The sequence below is a fragment of the Nocardioides alkalitolerans genome (assembly GCA_038184435.1).
In the GTDB taxonomy this organism is placed as follows: domain Bacteria; phylum Actinomycetota; class Actinomycetes; order Propionibacteriales; family Nocardioidaceae; genus Nocardioides; species Nocardioides alkalitolerans_A.
Window position 1 is genome coordinate 2,773,252 of record CP116227.1, and the last position, 15,888, is coordinate 2,789,139.

Here is a 15,888-nt window from a genome sequence, read left to right on the forward strand (position 1 = left end):
TTCCTCACATCCGGAAGACCGCGAACCCACGGGTCCCGGTCACCTCGTTGTTGTGGCACATCGACAGGGCCATCCCGAGCACGTCACGGGTGTCCCGGGGGTCGATGACGCCGTCGTCGTAGCACTGGCCGCTCATGTAGAGGGCGAGCGACTCGGCCTCGATGCGCTCCTCGAGCGCCGCGCGACGCTCCGCGTCGGCCTCCTCGTCGAAGGGCCGTCCGGCGTTCTCCGCGGCCTGACGGGCGACGATCGACATGACGCCGGCGAGCTGCTCGGGCCCCATGATCGCCGTCTTCGAGCTCGGCCAGGTGAAGAGCAGGCGGGGGTCGTAGGAGCGGCCCGACATGCCGTAGTTGCCCGCGCCGTACGAGGCCGCCAGGTTGATCGTGATGTGCGGGACCTTCGAGTTGGTGACGGCGTTGATCATCTTCGAGCCGTCCTTGATCATGCCGTTCTGCTCGTACTGCGTGCCGACCATGAAGCCGGTCGTGTTCTGCAGGAAGATCAGCGGGGTGTCCGTCTGGTTGCAGAGCAGGATGAACTCCGCGCCCTTCTTGGCCTCCTCGTTGAACAGCACGCCGCGCGCGTTGGCGAGGATGCCCACCGGGTAGCCGTGGACCGTGGCCCAGCCGGTGACGAGGGCCGTGCCGTAGAGCGGCTTGTACTCCTCGAAGCGCGAGCCGTCGACGACCCGGGCGATCACCTCGCGCGGGTCGAAGGGCACCTTCAGGTCGACCGAGGCGATGGCGAGCAGGTCCTCGGGGTCGTGCACGGGTGCGTCGACCTCCGCGGCGGCGGGCGTGCCGTGCTTGCGCCAGTTGAGGTGCTCGACGATGTCGCGGCCGATCGCGATGCACTCCTCCTCGTCGGCGGCCAGGTAGTCCGCCAGGCCGGAGGTGCGTGCGTGCATGTCGCCGCCGCCGAGGCTCTCGTCGTCGGCGTCCTCGCCGGTCGCCATCTTGACCAGCGGCGGACCGCCGAGGAACACCTTCGCCTGGTTCTGCACCATCACGGCGTAGTCGCACATGCCCGGCACGTAGGCGCCGCCCGCCGTCGAGTTGCCGAACACGAGCGCGATGGTCGGAACCCCGGCCGCCGAGAGCGCGGTCAGCTCGTGGAAGAGCCGGCCCGCGGGCACGAACAGCTCGGCCTGCCGCTGCAGGTCACCGCCGCCGGACTCGACGAGGCTGATGGTGGGGAGCCGGTTCTCGCGGGCGACCTGCATGGCCCGGAGCACCTTCTTCCACGTGTAGGGGTTCGAGGCGCCGCCCCGCACGGTCGGGTCGTGGGCGACGATCATGCACTCGACGCCGCTCACGACGCCGATGCCCGTCACGCAGCTCGCCCCGACGGGGAACTCGGTCCCCCAGGCGGCGACGTTGCCGAGCTCGAGGAACGGTGCGTCACGGTCGACGAGCAGCTCGATGCGCTCGCGGGCGAGCAGCCGACCACGCTCGCGGTGGCGGGCGACGTACCGCTCCCCGCCTCCCGCGATGGCGAGGTCGAGCTGCCGGTCGAGCTCCGCGATCCGCTCCAGGTTGCCCTCGCGGTTCGCGACGGCGACGTCCGAGCCGAGGTCGAAGGTGGAGGTGAGGACCTTCATCGTTCTCTTCCTTTCCGGGCGGGCTCAGCCCGCCATCGGGTCCGATGCCCGGTGGGCGCTCTCGGCGCGGGCGAGCAGGTCGACGGTGGCGACGATGTCGTCGGTGGAGCAGCCGCGGGAGAGGTCGACCCACGGGCGGTCCAGCCCCAGCACGAACGACCCGAGGGCGGTGGCGCCCCCGACCCGTTCGGCCACCTTGTAGGCGATGTTGGCGGCCTCGAGCGACGGGAAGACCAGCACGTTCGCGGCCCCGGCGACCTCGGACCCGGGCGCCTTGCGGGCGGCCACCCGCGGGTCCACGGCGACGTCGAACTGCACCTCGCCCTCGACGAGCAGGTCGGGTCGCTCCTCCCGCACCCGGCGCGTGGCCTCCTGCACGAGCCGCACCCGCGGGTGGGCCGCACTGCCGGCCGTCGAGAACGAGAGCATGGCGACGCGGGCGCGCTCCGCGAACGTGCGTTCGTGGTGCTCGGCCGCCGTCACGGCGATCTCGGCCAGCTGCGCGGCGTCGGGGTCGGGGACGACGACGCAGTCGGCGTACGTCGTCCAACGGCCCTCGGGGCCCCCGATAGCGAAGCAGGCCGAGACGAGGCGACCGCGCCGCAACCGGCGGATGCCGGCGCGGACCATCTCGGCGCTGGAGGTGAGGCTGCCGCCCACACCGGCGGCAACGATGCCCTCGGCCACCAGCCGGGCGAGGTGGTCGACCGGGTTGGTGCCCGCCGGCGCCGTGACCCGCTCGGCACCGGGCGGTGCGTCGTCGCCGGCGGTCCCGACGAGGACCGGCACGACCCGACCGGCGGCCACGAGGCGGGCCGCTGCCTCCTGGACGCGGGCGTCCTGCGCGTCGGCGAGCCCGATCCGGACGGTCATCCCAGCAGCTCGGTGGGCACCTCGACGGTCATCTGCAGCAGGCCGAGCGACAGCGTCTTCCCCTGCGCGTCGGTGCGGAGCGACGCCGCGCCCCCGCCGTCGAGGGCGTCGTGGAGCAGGAAGTTCAGCGCCTTCAGGTTGGGCAGCTCGTGGCGCTCGACCCCGCCGCGGCAGAGCGCGCGGAAGTGCGCCTCCACCCGCTCGGGGGTCACCTGCTCCCGCAGCACCTCGAAGACGCGCTCGTCGTCGGTCCAGAGCCCGATGTTGGCGTCGGCGCCCTTGTCTCCCGAGCGGGCCGAGGCCACCCGGCCGAGCGGAACGGTCGTCGTGCTCATGCCACGACCTCCTTCACCTGCACGCGGGCCTCGACGGCCGACTTCTCGATCAGGGCCGGCCAGAAGCCGACGATCTCGCTCGCCTTGGGGCGTCCTCCGGCGAAGCCCGTGAGACCCGGGGGGCCGGAGGTGAGCAGCGAGGCCAGCTCGGCGCCGAGCCTGTTGACGGCCGCCTTGTCGGTCGAGCGCACGGAGACGCGCAGCACGACCTCGGAGGGGGCGGTCGCCGGCTCGGGGAGCATGTCCGCGTAGAGCACGTTGGTGCCGACGACCTCGACGAGGCAGTCCTCGGCCGGGAAGACGACGCCCTCCTCGGCGAGGCGGGCGAGCAGGATCTCGGCGGTGAGGCGGGCCTTGGCCGCGGCATCCGGTCCGCCGACCGTCAGCTGCGCCGTCGTGCGCCACCCGTCGAGGGTGCTGATCGACACCTTGTAGGTGTCGGTGGGCGCGCTGCCGCGCACCCCGTGCACCCGCACCCGGTCGGGGCCGTCCTGCTCGAGGCGGATGGAGGTGAAGTCGGCGACGACGTCGGGGGTCAGGTAGCGCTCGGGCTCCCCCAGCTCGTAGAGCAGCTGGGCGGTGACCGTGCCGACGTCGACGAGCCCGCCGGTGCCGGCCTTCTTGGTCACGACGAACGTCCCGTCCGCGGCGACCTCCACGAGGGGGTAGCCGATGCCGGCCAGGTCGGGCACCGACTCCCAGCGGTCGTAGTTGCCGCCCGTGCACTGCGTGCCGCACTCGAGGACGTGTCCGGCGACCGTGCCCGCCGCGAGGAGGTCGTGGTCGTCCTCGGTCCAGCCGAACTCGTGGATGAGCGGCGCCAGCGTGAGCGACGGGTCCGTGACCCGCCCGGTGATGACGACGTCGGCACCGGCGGCGAGCGCCTCGGCGATCGGGAACGCCCCGAGGTAGACGTTCGCGCTCTGGACCCGGTCGAGCTCGTCCGCGAGCGGGGCCCCGGTCGTCATGTTGGTCAGTCCGTGACCGCTGTCGAGGAGGCGCGGCAGGTCCGCCATCACGTCGTCCCCGCCGACGGTGGCGACGACGACGTCGAGCCCCAGCCGGCGCACCACGTCGTCGACGGCCGCCGCGCACGCCTCCGGGTTGACCCCGCCGGCGTTGGCGATGACCTTGATCCCGTGCTCCTTGCAGTGCGGCAGGATCCGCTCGAGCTGGGCGACGAAGTCGGTCGCGTAGCCCGCCTGCGGGTTCCGCGAGCGGAGCTTCTGCATGATGCTCATCGTCACCTCGGCGAGGAAGTCCATCGTCAGGTAGTCGATGCCCCCGCCCTGCACCAGCTGCAGCGGACCCCGGGCGGAGTCGCCCCAGAAACCTTGGCCGTTGCCGACCCTCACCACGTTGCGTGTCATCGTCGTTCCTTCTTTAGTGAAAGTGAATTCACTATTACTTGGCGGACGGGTCCTGTCAAGGTCCCGTCGTGGCTTTCGTACGGCGCGGGGCTCAGCCCTCGGCGAGCGCGGACTCCCCCAGGAAGGCGCGCAGCACCGACGCGTCGGCGCGCACCTCGGCGCTGGTGCCGCGGAAGGCGACCTGCCCGCGGTTCACCACCGTCACGTCGGACGCGATGCCGAGACCGGCCTCCGCGTTCTGCTCGACCATCAGCACGCCGATCCCGCTCTCGGCCATGAGCCCGACCTTCTCGACGACGACGTCGACCATGGCGGGGGCGAGACCCATCGACGGCTCGTCGAGCAGCACGAACGCCGGGTCGGACATCAGCGCACGCCCGAAGGCCAGCATCTGCTGCTCCCCGCCGCTCAGCAGCCCGGCTGCCCCCCGGCGCCGCTCGTGGAGCACGGGGAACATCTCCCAGATCCGCTCGAGCACCTCGCGCGCCCGGCCCGGCGCCGTCGTGTGGCCCCCCAGGCGGAGGTTCTCCTCGACCGTCATCGGCGCGAAGACGCGACGGCCCTCGGGGACGAGGGCGACCCCGGCTCCCACGACCCGGTGGGCCGGGAGGCCCGTCGTGTCGAGGTCGCCGACCCGGACCGATCCCCGGGCCGGTCGCACGACCCCGGCGACGGCGTTGAGCGTGGTGCTCTTGCCCGCGCCGTTGGGCCCGAGGACGAGCGAGACCTGGCCGGGCCGGACCTCGAGGTCGATCCCGGCGACGGCCTCCACGTGTCCGTAGCTCACGTGCAGGTCACTGATCTGCAGCATCGGCCTTCCACCCCTTCCCGAGGTATGCCTCCTGGACCCGTGGGTCGGCGACCACGTCGGCCGGCCGCCCCTCGGTCAGCAGGCGACCCTGCGCCATCGCGAACAAGTGGTCGCAGGTGTCGAGCATCATCTGGACGTCGTGCTCGATGAGCAGCTGCAAGAGTCCCTCCGAGCGCAGCTGCCGCATCAGTGCGGAGATCTCGACGCGCTCGGCGGCGTTCATGCCCGCCGTCGGTTCGTCGAGGAGGAGCAGCCGCGGGTCCATCACGATCGCGCGGGCGATCTCCACCCGGCGCTGCGTGCCGTAGGACAGCTCGGACGGTCGGGCCCGGGCGACGTCGGTCAGGCCGGTGCGCTCGAGCGCCTCGGCCACCGGGCCGGGGAGGCCCCGCAGCGGCGCGCGCCGCTCGGCGCGCGACCGTGCGTCGTACCCCAGCTGGACGTTGGCGGCGACCGACAGGTCGCCCAGGAGCCGCACCGTCTGGAACGTGCGCGCGATACCCAGCCCCGGGACCCGCCCCGGGCGGACCCGCTCGTAGCGGGTGCCCCCGACCATGAGCTCGCCGCGGGTGAGGCGGGTCAACCGCGTCAGCGCCGCCACCAACGTGCTCTTGCCGGACCCGTTCGGACCGATGATGCCGGAGATCCCGCCCTCGGCGAGCGTCATCGTGATGCCGTCGACGGCCTTGACCCCGCCGTAGTGGACCGCGAGGTCCCGGATCTCGAGGACCGCTCCCCCGGTGCCCGCGGTGCGCTCCGCACCCGTGGTGGTCGTGCTGCTCATCGGGCTGCCACCTCCTGCTCCGCAGCCGCGGCCGCGCTCGGTGCCTCGGGTCGTGGCTCGGACCCCGGGCGTGGACGCGGGCGTGGACGCATCCGGTCGACCAGCCAGCGACGAACCGAGCACCACAGGCCATAGAGACCGGTCGGCAGGAAGATCGCGGCGAGCACGACGATGAGTCCGTAGACGAACTCCTGCCACTCGCCGACGACCTCGAGCACGCTCGGCAGCCAGGTGAAGAGCACGGCGCCGATCACCGCACCGCGCCACGAGAGGGCGCCGCCGACGATGATCGTGGTGAGCGCGACCACCACGAGGTGGAAGCTGACGTCCTGCAGCCCCACGGCCGACCGGGTCAGGGTGTTGAGGCAGCCGGCGAGGCCGCCGAGGAAGCCGCTCACGACGAAGGCCGTCAGCCGGTAGGCACGGACGTTGACGCCCATGGAGGCAGCCAGCTCGGGGTCCTCCCGCACGGTCGTGATGCGCCGGGACAGGCGACCGACCTCCGTGAGGTGCACGAGCACCAGCACGAGCACGACGGTGCCGAACAGCAGCCCCATCGTGAGGTTCGTGAAGACACCGAAGAGGCCGACCGGCCCGCCCGTCCAGTCCCCGCCGTTCAGCGCCACCACGCCGACCGTGAGGTCGAAGGCGATGGTCGCCATCGCGAGGTAGAGACCCGCGAGCCGGTAGATGATCACGCCGAGCAGGAGGCCGACGGCCGCGGCGACGAGGCCGGAGACGAGCATCGTGGGCAGGGCGCCCATCTCCTCGCGCAGCACGAGGTTGGCCGAGACGTAGGCCCCGATGCCGTACGAGCCCACGCCGGCCAGCGAGAACACCCCGAGCCGGAGCGGCACCTGGATGCTGAGCGCCAGCAGGATCGCGACGAGGGTGGCCTGGACGAGCACCAGGTTGGAGGCGTAGAAGGCACTCATACCCGCCGCACCTCCTGGCGGCCGAAGATGCCCTGGGGGCGGAGCAGGAGGACGGCGAAGATGATGCCGAACGAGACCGCCTCGACCCACATGCCACTGGTCTGCGTCAGCACCCAGACCTCGGAGGCGGCGAGGGTGAAGCAGCCGACGACGACGCCGACCGTGCTGCCGACGCCGCCGAGCACGACGCAGGCGAAGGCCTTGATGAGGAGGGCGTCGCCGCTCTCGGCGGAGATCGCCCCGAGGTTCAGGGTGAGCAGCACCCCGGCGAGACCGGCGAGGCCCCCGGCGACGGCCATGGTGGCCCACGCGTAGCGCCGGCGGTCGATGCCCATCAGGGCCGCCACCTGGTCGTCGACACCGAGCGAGCGGAGCGCGAGACCCGCCCGCGTGCGACGCAAGTACCACGCCAGCGCGGCGGCCGCACCCGCGGCGCAGACCACGGTGGCGACCTGGATCGAGCTGACACGCACGCCGCCTACGGTCCAGATGCTGGCCTCGAACCCGGAGGCCGACAACCCGAAGGCCAGGTTCTTGGTCTGGTGGGAGGCGAGCGCGATCGGCAGCATGGCCACGCCGATGCCCCCGATGAGGATGCGGGTCTCGGCGGCCCGCTCACTGGTGGCGCGACGCCGTACCTGGTCGAAGACGAGGACCTGCATCAGCAGCGACATCGTCGCGCCGATGAGGATGGCCACGACCGCGAGCACGGGCACCGGCAGCTGCCGCACCTCGAGGAGCTCGTAGCAGCCGTAGGCCGCCGAGACGAAGATCGCCCCGTGGGCGAAGTTGAGGATGCCGATGGTGCCCCACGCGGTGCTCAGGCCGAGCGCGAAGAGCAGGTAGACGGAGCCGAGGCTCGCGATGGCGACGAGTTCCTGCACAGCAGGCGTCCCCTCTCTGGTGACGGGTGGTGCGGTCCGCCGGGACCGTGGTCGAGGGCGGGGTCGGCGACCGGACGTACCGGCCGCCGACCCCGCCGGCGCTCCGCGGCCACGGGGGCCGCGGACGCGGTCAGCGCTCGGCGCTGTAGAGGACGTTCTCCTGCGAGCCGTCCCACTCGATCGCGACGCCGCCGACGACGAGGTTGTTGTCCTCGAACTCGCGATCGGTGCCGAGCGCACCGGTCCACGGCTGCGCGGCGATGGTCGCCATGGCGTCCTTGACCTCTTCACGCCCGGCGCTGTCGGCCTCCTTCAGCGCACGGGCGACGAACCAGACGGCGTCGTACGCCTCCGCGGCGTAGGGGTAGGGGTCCTCACCGTCGTTGGCCTCGCGGTAGAGCTCGACGAACTCCTGCGATGCCGGGTCGTCCGCGCCCGGCGCGAAGTCGACGGGCCAGACCATGCCAGCGCCGGCCGCGCCCGCCGGGGCGAGCGTGCCGGCCCCCGCCGAGGAGTTCCCGAGCACGGGCCCGTCGTAGCCGGCCTGCCGCAGCTGCTGCATCGCCGTGGCGTTGGCCGGCCCGGCCTGGATGATGGAGACCACGTCCGGGTCGGTGGCGAGAACCTGCTCGATCGGCGCCGTGAAGTCCTGGGTCGTCTGCTGCGTCGCGACGGAGGCGGTGACCTCCATGCCGAGCTCCTCGGCCATGGCCGGCAGCGCGACCTCGCCGACATCCTTCAACGTGGGGATCCACGGGGCGTAGACGACACCCACCGAGTCCCAGCCCTGCTCCTCGACGTACTGCGAGAGGACGTCGTAGTACGCGCTCATCGGCGTCGGGAACCGGTAGGTGTAGTCCCCCAGGACCACACCGGGGGAGCCAGCCTGGATGTAGACCGTCGGCATCTTCTGGTTCTCGGCGATCGGCGACTGCGCCACGGCCTCGCCGCTGCTCAGCGAACCGAGCACCGCCGACACCTCGGGGTCCGAGACCGCCGCCGTGAAGTCGCTCGCGGCCTTCTGGACCGACGCCTGCGTGTCCTTGACGTCGATCTCGAGGGTCACTCCCTCACCGAGGAAACCAGTCTCGTTGATCTCCTCGACGGCCAGCTCGTAGCCCTTCTCGGCCTCGGTGCCCGCGAAGGCCGCGGGCCCGGTGAGCGGGACGCTCACCATCAGCCGCACCGTGTCGGGCAGACCGTCGCCGCCCTGCGGGCCCGACGCTGCCGGGCCCGCCGAGCCGCACCCGGCCAGGACCACGACCGACATCGCCGCGATCCCACCGACCCAGCCCCGACGCGCCCTCTCGACGCGTCCACCAACCCACCGCTCCATGCCGTTCCTCCATCTGTGTGACGTGGCGCACAGACTGGCATGAGTGAACCCGGATTCACAAGGATCTGGTGATTTCTCGTTCACTACGACCCGGTGGGCTAGCGCACTTGCGCACTACAACTACTGCAGCGCTGGCGGCGTGGGTCGAGCGACAGGGCCCCGGTGGTTAACGAACATTCACTAGAGGGGGCGTTGCGGCGAGGGAGATCGGCCCCGGAAGGCGTGCCCCGGTCCGCGCGTCCTCAGGCGAGCGTGAGGATGGCGTGCGCCGACTTGGTCAGCATCGCGGTGAGCTCGTCGTCGGGCAAGACGACCTGGTGGAACAGCACGGCCTGGATCGCGCCGATGGCGACGTTGACGCGCGTGCGCGTGACCGGCTCGCTCGTCTTCTCGAGCTCGGCGAGGACGTGCACCCACTCCTCGAGGTAGAGGCGCTGCTTGCGCCGCAGGCGCACCTGGTCCTCGCGCGGGAGGTTAGAGATCTCGTTGTGGTAGATCTGCGCCAGGTGCCGCTTGTGCACCACGAACCCGACCTGGCCCCGCACGAGCGCGTCCAGGGCTGCCGCGAGGTCGGTGGTGCCCTCGACGGCGGCTTGCCCCTGCTCCAGCAGGTCGTCGATGACGCGCTCGAAGAGCTCGACGAGGATCGCGGCCTTGGAGCCGAAGTGGCGGTAGATGCCCGAGCCGACGATGCCGGCGCGCTCGCCGATCTCGGCCATGGACACGGCGTGGTAGCCCTTGTCGGCGAGGAGGCCGGCAGCTGCCTCCAGGATCTTCTCCCGACGGTCCGGGTCGCGGGTGCGTTGCGCCATCAGAACCCACCCCCTCGCTCCGCGGTGCCGACCACTTCCGGACCCGGACCCTAGCAACGCCGTACGGCGCTGCTGGTGCGGACCCGCGACCTCAGGTCCCGTGGTGTCGCACCACGGTGGCAGCGCTGCAGAGCCGGCCGTCGCCGTCCCGCGCCTCGACGCCGACGACGGCGAGGGTGCGGCCGGCGTGCAACACGCGGGGGACGAGCTCGAGGTCGGCACCGGTCGGCACGCCGCGGACGAGCTGCACCCGCACCGAGGCCGTCGACGGCAGCGCCGGGGCGGCCAGCGCCGCCGCGCGCTCGTGGAAGCAGACGTGCATCCCCCCGTGCAGGTTGCCCAGGGGATTGGCGAACCGCGACGACGCCCGCACCGCGAGGCCGCGGGCCCGGTGTGCGACCCCGCCGCCCAGCACGGTGTCGAGGTCGGTGCGGTCGACCGGGCCGACGTCGACGGTGCGACCCGCGGCGAGCACGGCGGGATCGGGCTCGTGGTCACGGAACCGGCCTCGCAGCACCGCCCGCGCCACGACGTCCCCGCGCACGGTCACCACGCCCTCGGTGACGGCTCCCGTCGCGTCCACGTGCACGATCCGTGCCCGGCACTCCGCCCACCCGTCGGCTGGCAGCGGGGCGAGCAGGTCCATCGACACCTCCGTGCTCACGGACCAGCCCGCGGCGAGGGTGTTGACCGCGTAGCCGAGCACGTCGTCGACGAGCACCCCGAGCGCCGCGGCCTGGGGGCGGCCGCCCACGCGCGTGCCCGGACCGAGCGGCATGGTCGCGACGAGCTCGGCCCCCTCCTGCGCCACGGGCGAGACGCCGAACAGCTGCTCCGGGCCGCTCGTCACGACCGTCAGCGGCCGGGGCACGACGTCCACGTCAGTAGGACCGGGGCAGGCCGAGGGTGTGGGTCGCCACGAAGTTCAGGACCATCTCCCGGCTGACCGGGGCGACCTTGAGGAGCCGCGCCGTGCCCCAGAGGTGGGCGAGGCCGTACTCGGTCGCCAGCCCGTTGCCGCCGTGGGCCTGCATCGCCGCGTCGAGCGCCTTCAACGCGGCGTCGGCTGCGGCGTACTTCGCCATGTTCGACGACTCGCCCGCCGGCCGACCGTTGTCGTGCAGCCACGCCGCGCGCGAGGTCATCAGACGCGCCAGCTCGACGTCGATCGCCGCCGCCGCGAGCGGGTGGGCCACCCCCTGGTGGGCGCCGATGGGCGTGCCACCCCAGACGGTGCGCTCGCGCGCGTACGTCGCGGCCTTCGCGAGCGCGTACCTCGCGATGCCCGTCTCGATGGCCGCGCCCGTGATCCGCTCCGGGTTGAGGCCGCGGAAGACGATGTCCATGCCCCGGCCGACCTCTCCGATCCGTCGGTCGTCACCGACGCGGACCCCGTCGAAGGTGAGCGTGTACTGCTTCTCGGGCGCACGCACCTCGACGGGGATGAGGGCGCGGTGCAACCGCTCGTCGTCCGTCGGGACGACGAACAGCGTCATCTCGCCCCGACCGCTGGCGCTCTCGCCGGTGCGCGCCACGACGAGGAGGTTGGAGGCCTCGTCGACGCCGGAGATGTAGTACTTCGTGCCGGACAGCACCCACTCGTCGCCGTCCCGCACCGCCTTGGTGCTGATCTGGTGCGTGTTCGAGCCGGCGTCCGGCTCGGTGATCGCGAAGACCATCTTGTCGGAGCCGTCAGCCATCGCGGGAAGCCAGCGCGCCTTCTGCTCGTCGGTGCCGAAGTCCTTCAGCACCTCCCCGGAGATCGCGGCCGAGACGAGGAGCAGCAGCAACGGGTTGCCGGCGGCCGCCGCCTCCTCCACGACGATGGCGAGCTCGGCGATGCCGGCCCCACCCCCGCCGTACTCCTCCGGGAGGTTGACCCCGAGCAGGCCGGCTTCGCCGAGCGCGGACCACAGCTCGTGCGTGCGTCCGTCCTCGGCGAGGACCCGTCGGAGGTAGTCGTCACCGAAGCCCGCGCAGACCTGCGCGACGGTCTTGCGGAGGCTGGCGTGCTCGAAGCTCTCGTCGAAGTTCATGGTGTCCTCGGGGACGGCGGCGGGGTACGCCGCGGATGGGTGGGAAGAGGGGAACGCACTCAGGGCTGCAGGGCCTGGCGCAGCTTGTACTTCATGACCTTGCCGCCCACGGTCTCGGGGAGAGCGGCCTGGAAGACGACCCGCTTCGGGGTCTCGAAACCCGCCAGGCGCCCACGGGCGAACGCGATGATCTCCGCCTCGGTGCTCGCCGACGGCTCGACGCCCTCCGCCGGCACGACCACCGCGGTGACGGCCTCGCCCCACCGCTCGTCGAGCAGACCCACGACGGCGACCTTGGCGACGGCCGGGTGGAGCGCGACGACGGCCTCGACGCGGATCGTCGAGACGTTCTCGCCGCCCGACTTCACGAGGTCCTTGTAGCGGTCGACCATCACACGCAGGCCCTGGTCGTCGTAGAGACAGCTGTCGCCCGAGTGGAACCAGCCGCCGCGGAACGCCTCGCGCGTGGCCGCCTCGTCCTTGTAGTAGCCCGCCGCGATCACCGGCGAGCGGTAGACCGCCTCGCCGGCCACGCCCGGGAGCCCGTCGAGCGCTTGCCCCTCCACGTCGACGACGCGCGACGCCAGCAGCGGGCTGGGCAGACCGACGTAGTTCAGCTGCGGCGCCGTGGCCTCGTAGACGTCCGGGAACATGTCGGGCCAGAAGCGGTGGCAGGAGATCGACTCGGTCTGACCGAAGATCTCGAGCACCTGGACGTCGGGCGCGTGGTGCCGGAGACCCTTGAGCACGGTGGGAGGCAGTGCCGCCCACCCGTAGACCGCGATGGTCAGGCTCGACAGGTCGCGGGGCCGCTCGTCCACCTCGGCGACGAGGGCCTTCACCATGGCGGGGGACCCTCCCCAGAGCGCGGTGACCCGCTCTCGCTCCACCGCGGCGGCGATGCTCGCCGGGTCCGGGCGTCGACCGAGGACGACGGAGCCGCCGGCGACCATCGCGGCGAGGGCGAAGACGTAGTGCCCGACGTGGTACATCATCGGGAGGAAGGTGGCGACCTTGAGGTCGGACTCGAACTTCAGGCCCCGCGTGAGGCTCAGCGCGAAGCCGTGCGCCGCGAGGGTCACCGTCGTGTGCGACTCCATGACGCCCTTGGGCATCGCCGTCGTCCCCGAGGTGAAGAGGATCTCCCAGATGTCGTCACCGTGGATGCGAGCGACCGGCTCGTCGGTCGGCTGTCCGGCCACGAACTCGCTGAAGGTGCGGCTGTCACCGATGCGTCCGCCGCCGACCTCGATCGTCACGTCGGGCACACGGTCCGCGGCGAAGGCCGGGGCCACCCGGGGCCACAGCTCGGCGTCCGCGACCAGCAGGCGGGGCTCGAGGCGCTCGACGAGGTGCCCGACCACGTCGGGGGCGAGGTTCGGGTTCAGGGGCGCGACGACCACGCCCACCTTGGCCGCGCCGAGCTTGAACGCGTAGCCCTCGATGCTGTTCTCGCAGACCATGAGCACCCGGTCGCCGCGTTCGAGCCCGGCGGCCCGCAGGGCGTGGCCGACGCGGTTCATGAGGGCGTCGAGCGCCCGGAAGGTCAGCCGGGCGAAGGCGGGATCGCCGTAGGCGCCCTCGGCACCCACCAGCGCCTCCTTGTCCGGAGTGCTCCACGTCAGGCGTTCCACGATGTCGGCGACGCTCACGCGGTTCCAGCGCTGGTCGGCACGGCGGTCGAACAGGGAGTCGACGTCGAACTCGGGGGCGAGCTGGTCCATGGTTCCTCCTCGGGGTGACGGGCGCCACACTAAGCGAATCCCGATTCACTCCGCTAGGCGTTCGGGCGAATTCATTGCCGAACGCGGCGTCGTGAACGATGCTAGTGAATCATGGATCACATCCAAGTCGTTGTCGAGAACGGGATCGGCGTCCTCGAGCTGGCCCGCCCCGCGGTGGGCAACGCCATCGATCTCACGAGCGCCCGCGAGCTGTCGTCGGCTGCGCGCTCCCTCGTGGCCGATCCCGACGTGCGCGTCGTGCTCGTCGAGGCCGCGGGCGACCACTTCTGCGTGGGCGGCGACGTGGGGGCGATGGCGGCCGGTCCCGCGTCCTGGTGCACCGAGGTGGCCACGGCCGTGCACGAGGCCGTCGCGGCCCTCCACGAGGCGGATCGGGTGGTCGTGGCCGCCGTCCAGGGCGCGGCCGCCGGCGCCGGGCTCTCCCTCGCCCTGCTCGCCGACCTCGTGGTGGCGACGCCGACGACCACGTTCGTCCCGGCATGGGGTCGGATCGGTCTCACTCCGGACGGCGGGGCCAGCTGGTTGCTCCCGCGCGCGATCGGGAGCCAGCGCGCCGCGGCGATGCTCGTCGGAGGCAGGACCGTCGGCGGGGACGAGGCCCTGGCGTGGGGCTTGGTCAGTGAGCTCGTCGAGGGCGACCCGCGTCCCCGGGCCCGCACCCTCGCCGCCTCGATCGCGGAGGGCAGTTGGCGGGCGGCCGGCACCACCCGCCGGATGGCCCGTGCGGCCTGGGACGTGGGCCTCGCCGACCGGCTCGTCGAGGAGGCCGCCGCGGTCGGGGCGGCCCGGACCCAGAACGGGCCGTCGCTCGACGCGTGGCTGTCCCGCCGCCGGCAGCGCACCCGCGACGAGACCGCAGCGGGGCCGGGCACACCGCTCCGCGCGCCGTTCGCCGGCACGGTGTCCGTGCACGTCGCCGTCGGCGCCGACGTGGCCGCGGGCGACACGCTCGCGACGGTCGAGGCGATGAAGCTCGACGCTCCCCTGGCGGCTCCGCGCGGCGGGAGGGTCGAGACCGTCGTCGTCGCCGACGGCCAGCGGGTGGAGGGCGGCGAGGTGCTGCTCGTGCTGCGGTGAGGCCCGACGCCCCCGTCAGACCTCCGCGACGACGGGCACGTAAGTCACGCCCAACGCGTCGAGGGCGGCGCGCGCCTCGGCGGTCGGCTCGCCCGCGACCGTGAAGTCCTCCAGGGACACCCCGAGGTCGCCCAGCTCGCCCAGCAGTGCCCCCACGTTCTGCACGTGGGCCCACTGCGACGCGGCGTCGGCGTAAACCTCCTGCACCTCGTACGACCCCGGGCGCCCGGGGTCCGGGAAGAACCCGACCGACACCGTTCCCGGGTCGGAGGACCGCACGGTGCCGACCAGCTCCTCGACGACGCGGCGGAACTCGGCGTCCTTCCCCTCGGGGACGGCGAGCGTTCCCCCGACGTAGATCCTCGACATCGAAGCTCCTCGCCCCTCGGCGCCGGTCACTTCAGCGCCGCGCCCGCGTCGACCGGCAGCGCGACCCCGGTGACGTACCGCGCCTCGTCGGACGCGAGGAACAGCAGCGCGTTGGACACGTCGACCGGCTCGACCCACGGGACGGGCAGCGTGTTGGCCTGCTGCGACGCCGGCGCGAAGTCCTCGCGGGTGGGGGCGTCGAGCTCCGGCGAGAAGAGGCGGTAGGTCGCCTCGTTCATGATCATGTCGGTGTCGGTCTGCGTGGGGTGGATGGTGTTGACCCGGATCATCTCCGGCGCGAGCTCGAGGGCGAGCGTCCGCATGAGCCCGACCACGCCGTGCTTCGCGGAGATGTAGTGGGCGATGTGCGGGAAGCCCTTCAGCCCGCCCTCGGAGCTCGTGATCGCGATCGATCCTCCTCGCCCGCCCGCCCGGAGGTGCGGGATCGTCGCCTTCGCGGTGAGCCAGGCGCCCGTGAGGTTCGTGTCGATCATGTTCCGCCACATGTCCTCGTCGAGCTCCTCCGCCGGCGCGATCTGGGCGAAGATGCCCGCGTTCGCAGCGACGATGTCCAGACGTCCGAAGCGGTCGACGCCGGCGTCGACCGCGGCCTGCAGCGACGCCAGGTCCCGCACGTCCGCCTTCGACGCCACGATCTGCCCACCGACCGCCTCGACCGCGGCGACCGTCGCGGCGAGGTCGTCCTCCGTCGCCCGCCCGTACGGCGCTCCCGGCACCTCCTCCAGGAGGTCGATGCCGATGACGGCCGCGCCCTCCTCCGCCAGGCGGACCGCGTGGCTCCGCCCCTGACCCCGCGCCACGCCGGTGATGAACGCGACCTTGCCGTCGACACGTCCCATGGTCCTGCTCCTCTGCTCCTCGACCGATCTCGTGGTCACTGCTTCGCCCTCCCCGTCA

Annotated in this window: 16 protein-coding genes; 1 reads left to right on the forward strand and 15 read right to left on the reverse strand. The window is 72.3% G+C overall.

What is annotated here, in order from left to right; genetic code table 11:
- Nucleotides 1-4: 4 nt before the first annotated feature.
- The 13 genes from PIR53_13215 to PIR53_13275 all read right to left on the reverse strand — a co-directional run bounded on the left by PIR53_13215 (nt 5) and on the right by PIR53_13275 (nt 13,503).
- Nucleotides 5-1,603: a carboxyl transferase domain-containing protein gene (locus tag PIR53_13215; protein WZH50977.1), complete on the reverse strand. Its 1,599-nt coding sequence runs from the start codon at nt 1,601-1,603 to the stop codon at nt 5-7.
- Nucleotides 1,604-1,627: 24 nt separating this feature from the next.
- Nucleotides 1,628-2,476, reverse strand: coding sequence for a phosphate acyltransferase (locus tag PIR53_13220; protein ID WZH50978.1), 849 nt, complete (start codon nt 2,474-2,476; stop codon nt 1,628-1,630).
- Nucleotides 2,473-2,811 (reverse strand): hypothetical protein, encoded by a 339-nt coding sequence (locus PIR53_13225; protein WZH50979.1) that lies wholly within the window; start codon nt 2,809-2,811, stop codon nt 2,473-2,475. Before PIR53_13225 ends, PIR53_13220 begins: the two co-directional genes overlap by 4 nt.
- The gene (locus tag PIR53_13230) at nt 2,808-4,181 is read right to left on the reverse strand and encodes a DUF1446 domain-containing protein (GenBank protein ID WZH50980.1); all 1,374 of its coding nucleotides are present in this window, start codon (nt 4,179-4,181) and stop codon (nt 2,808-2,810) included. The genes PIR53_13225 and PIR53_13230 overlap by 4 nt, the downstream gene beginning before the upstream one ends.
- A 91-nt stretch (nt 4,182-4,272) precedes the next feature.
- Complete coding sequence (locus tag PIR53_13235) at nt 4,273-4,992, reverse strand: ABC transporter ATP-binding protein (GenBank protein WZH50981.1); 720 nt, start codon at nt 4,990-4,992, stop codon at nt 4,273-4,275.
- Entirely contained in the window at nt 4,976-5,776 is an 801-nt protein-coding gene (locus PIR53_13240) for an ATP-binding cassette domain-containing protein (protein ID WZH50982.1), read from the reverse strand. Before PIR53_13240 ends, PIR53_13235 begins: the two co-directional genes overlap by 17 nt.
- The gene (locus PIR53_13245; GenBank protein ID WZH50983.1) at nt 5,773-6,711 is read right to left on the reverse strand and encodes a branched-chain amino acid ABC transporter permease; all 939 of its coding nucleotides are present in this window, start codon (nt 6,709-6,711) and stop codon (nt 5,773-5,775) included. The genes PIR53_13240 and PIR53_13245 overlap by 4 nt, the downstream gene beginning before the upstream one ends.
- Complete coding sequence (locus tag PIR53_13250) at nt 6,708-7,595, reverse strand: branched-chain amino acid ABC transporter permease (protein WZH50984.1); 888 nt, start codon at nt 7,593-7,595, stop codon at nt 6,708-6,710. Before PIR53_13250 ends, PIR53_13245 begins: the two co-directional genes overlap by 4 nt.
- A gap of 130 nt (nt 7,596-7,725) precedes the next feature.
- Complete coding sequence (locus PIR53_13255) at nt 7,726-8,865, reverse strand: ABC transporter substrate-binding protein (GenBank protein WZH50985.1); 1,140 nt, start codon at nt 8,863-8,865, stop codon at nt 7,726-7,728.
- 308 nt (nt 8,866-9,173) lie between these two features.
- Nucleotides 9,174-9,743 (reverse strand): helix-turn-helix domain containing protein, encoded by a 570-nt coding sequence (locus tag PIR53_13260; GenBank protein WZH50986.1) that lies wholly within the window; start codon nt 9,741-9,743, stop codon nt 9,174-9,176.
- Nucleotides 9,744-9,834: 91 nt separating this feature from the next.
- Nucleotides 9,835-10,623 (reverse strand): hotdog domain-containing protein, encoded by a 789-nt coding sequence (locus PIR53_13265; protein ID WZH50987.1) that lies wholly within the window; start codon nt 10,621-10,623, stop codon nt 9,835-9,837.
- A gap of 1 nt (nt 10,624) precedes the next feature.
- Nucleotides 10,625-11,779 (reverse strand): acyl-CoA/acyl-ACP dehydrogenase, encoded by a 1,155-nt coding sequence (locus PIR53_13270; GenBank protein WZH50988.1) that lies wholly within the window; start codon nt 11,777-11,779, stop codon nt 10,625-10,627.
- Nucleotides 11,780-11,838: 59 nt separating this feature from the next.
- Complete coding sequence (locus PIR53_13275) at nt 11,839-13,503, reverse strand: AMP-binding protein (GenBank protein WZH50989.1); 1,665 nt, start codon at nt 13,501-13,503, stop codon at nt 11,839-11,841.
- 111 nt (nt 13,504-13,614) lie between these two features.
- On the opposite strand from PIR53_13275, the gene PIR53_13280 reads away from it, so the two are divergent.
- Nucleotides 13,615-14,601: an enoyl-CoA hydratase-related protein gene (locus PIR53_13280; GenBank protein ID WZH50990.1), complete on the forward strand. Its 987-nt coding sequence runs from the start codon at nt 13,615-13,617 to the stop codon at nt 14,599-14,601.
- Nucleotides 14,602-14,616: 15 nt separating this feature from the next.
- Here the strand turns inward: PIR53_13280 and PIR53_13285 are convergent, their stop codons facing one another.
- Nucleotides 14,617-14,970, reverse strand: a complete 354-nt coding sequence (locus PIR53_13285; protein WZH50991.1) for an antibiotic biosynthesis monooxygenase — start codon at nt 14,968-14,970, stop codon at nt 14,617-14,619.
- A gap of 26 nt (nt 14,971-14,996) precedes the next feature.
- Nucleotides 14,997-15,830, reverse strand: coding sequence for a mycofactocin-coupled SDR family oxidoreductase (locus PIR53_13290; protein ID WZH50992.1), 834 nt, complete (start codon nt 15,828-15,830; stop codon nt 14,997-14,999).
- Nucleotides 15,831-15,888: the final 58 nt, after the last annotated feature.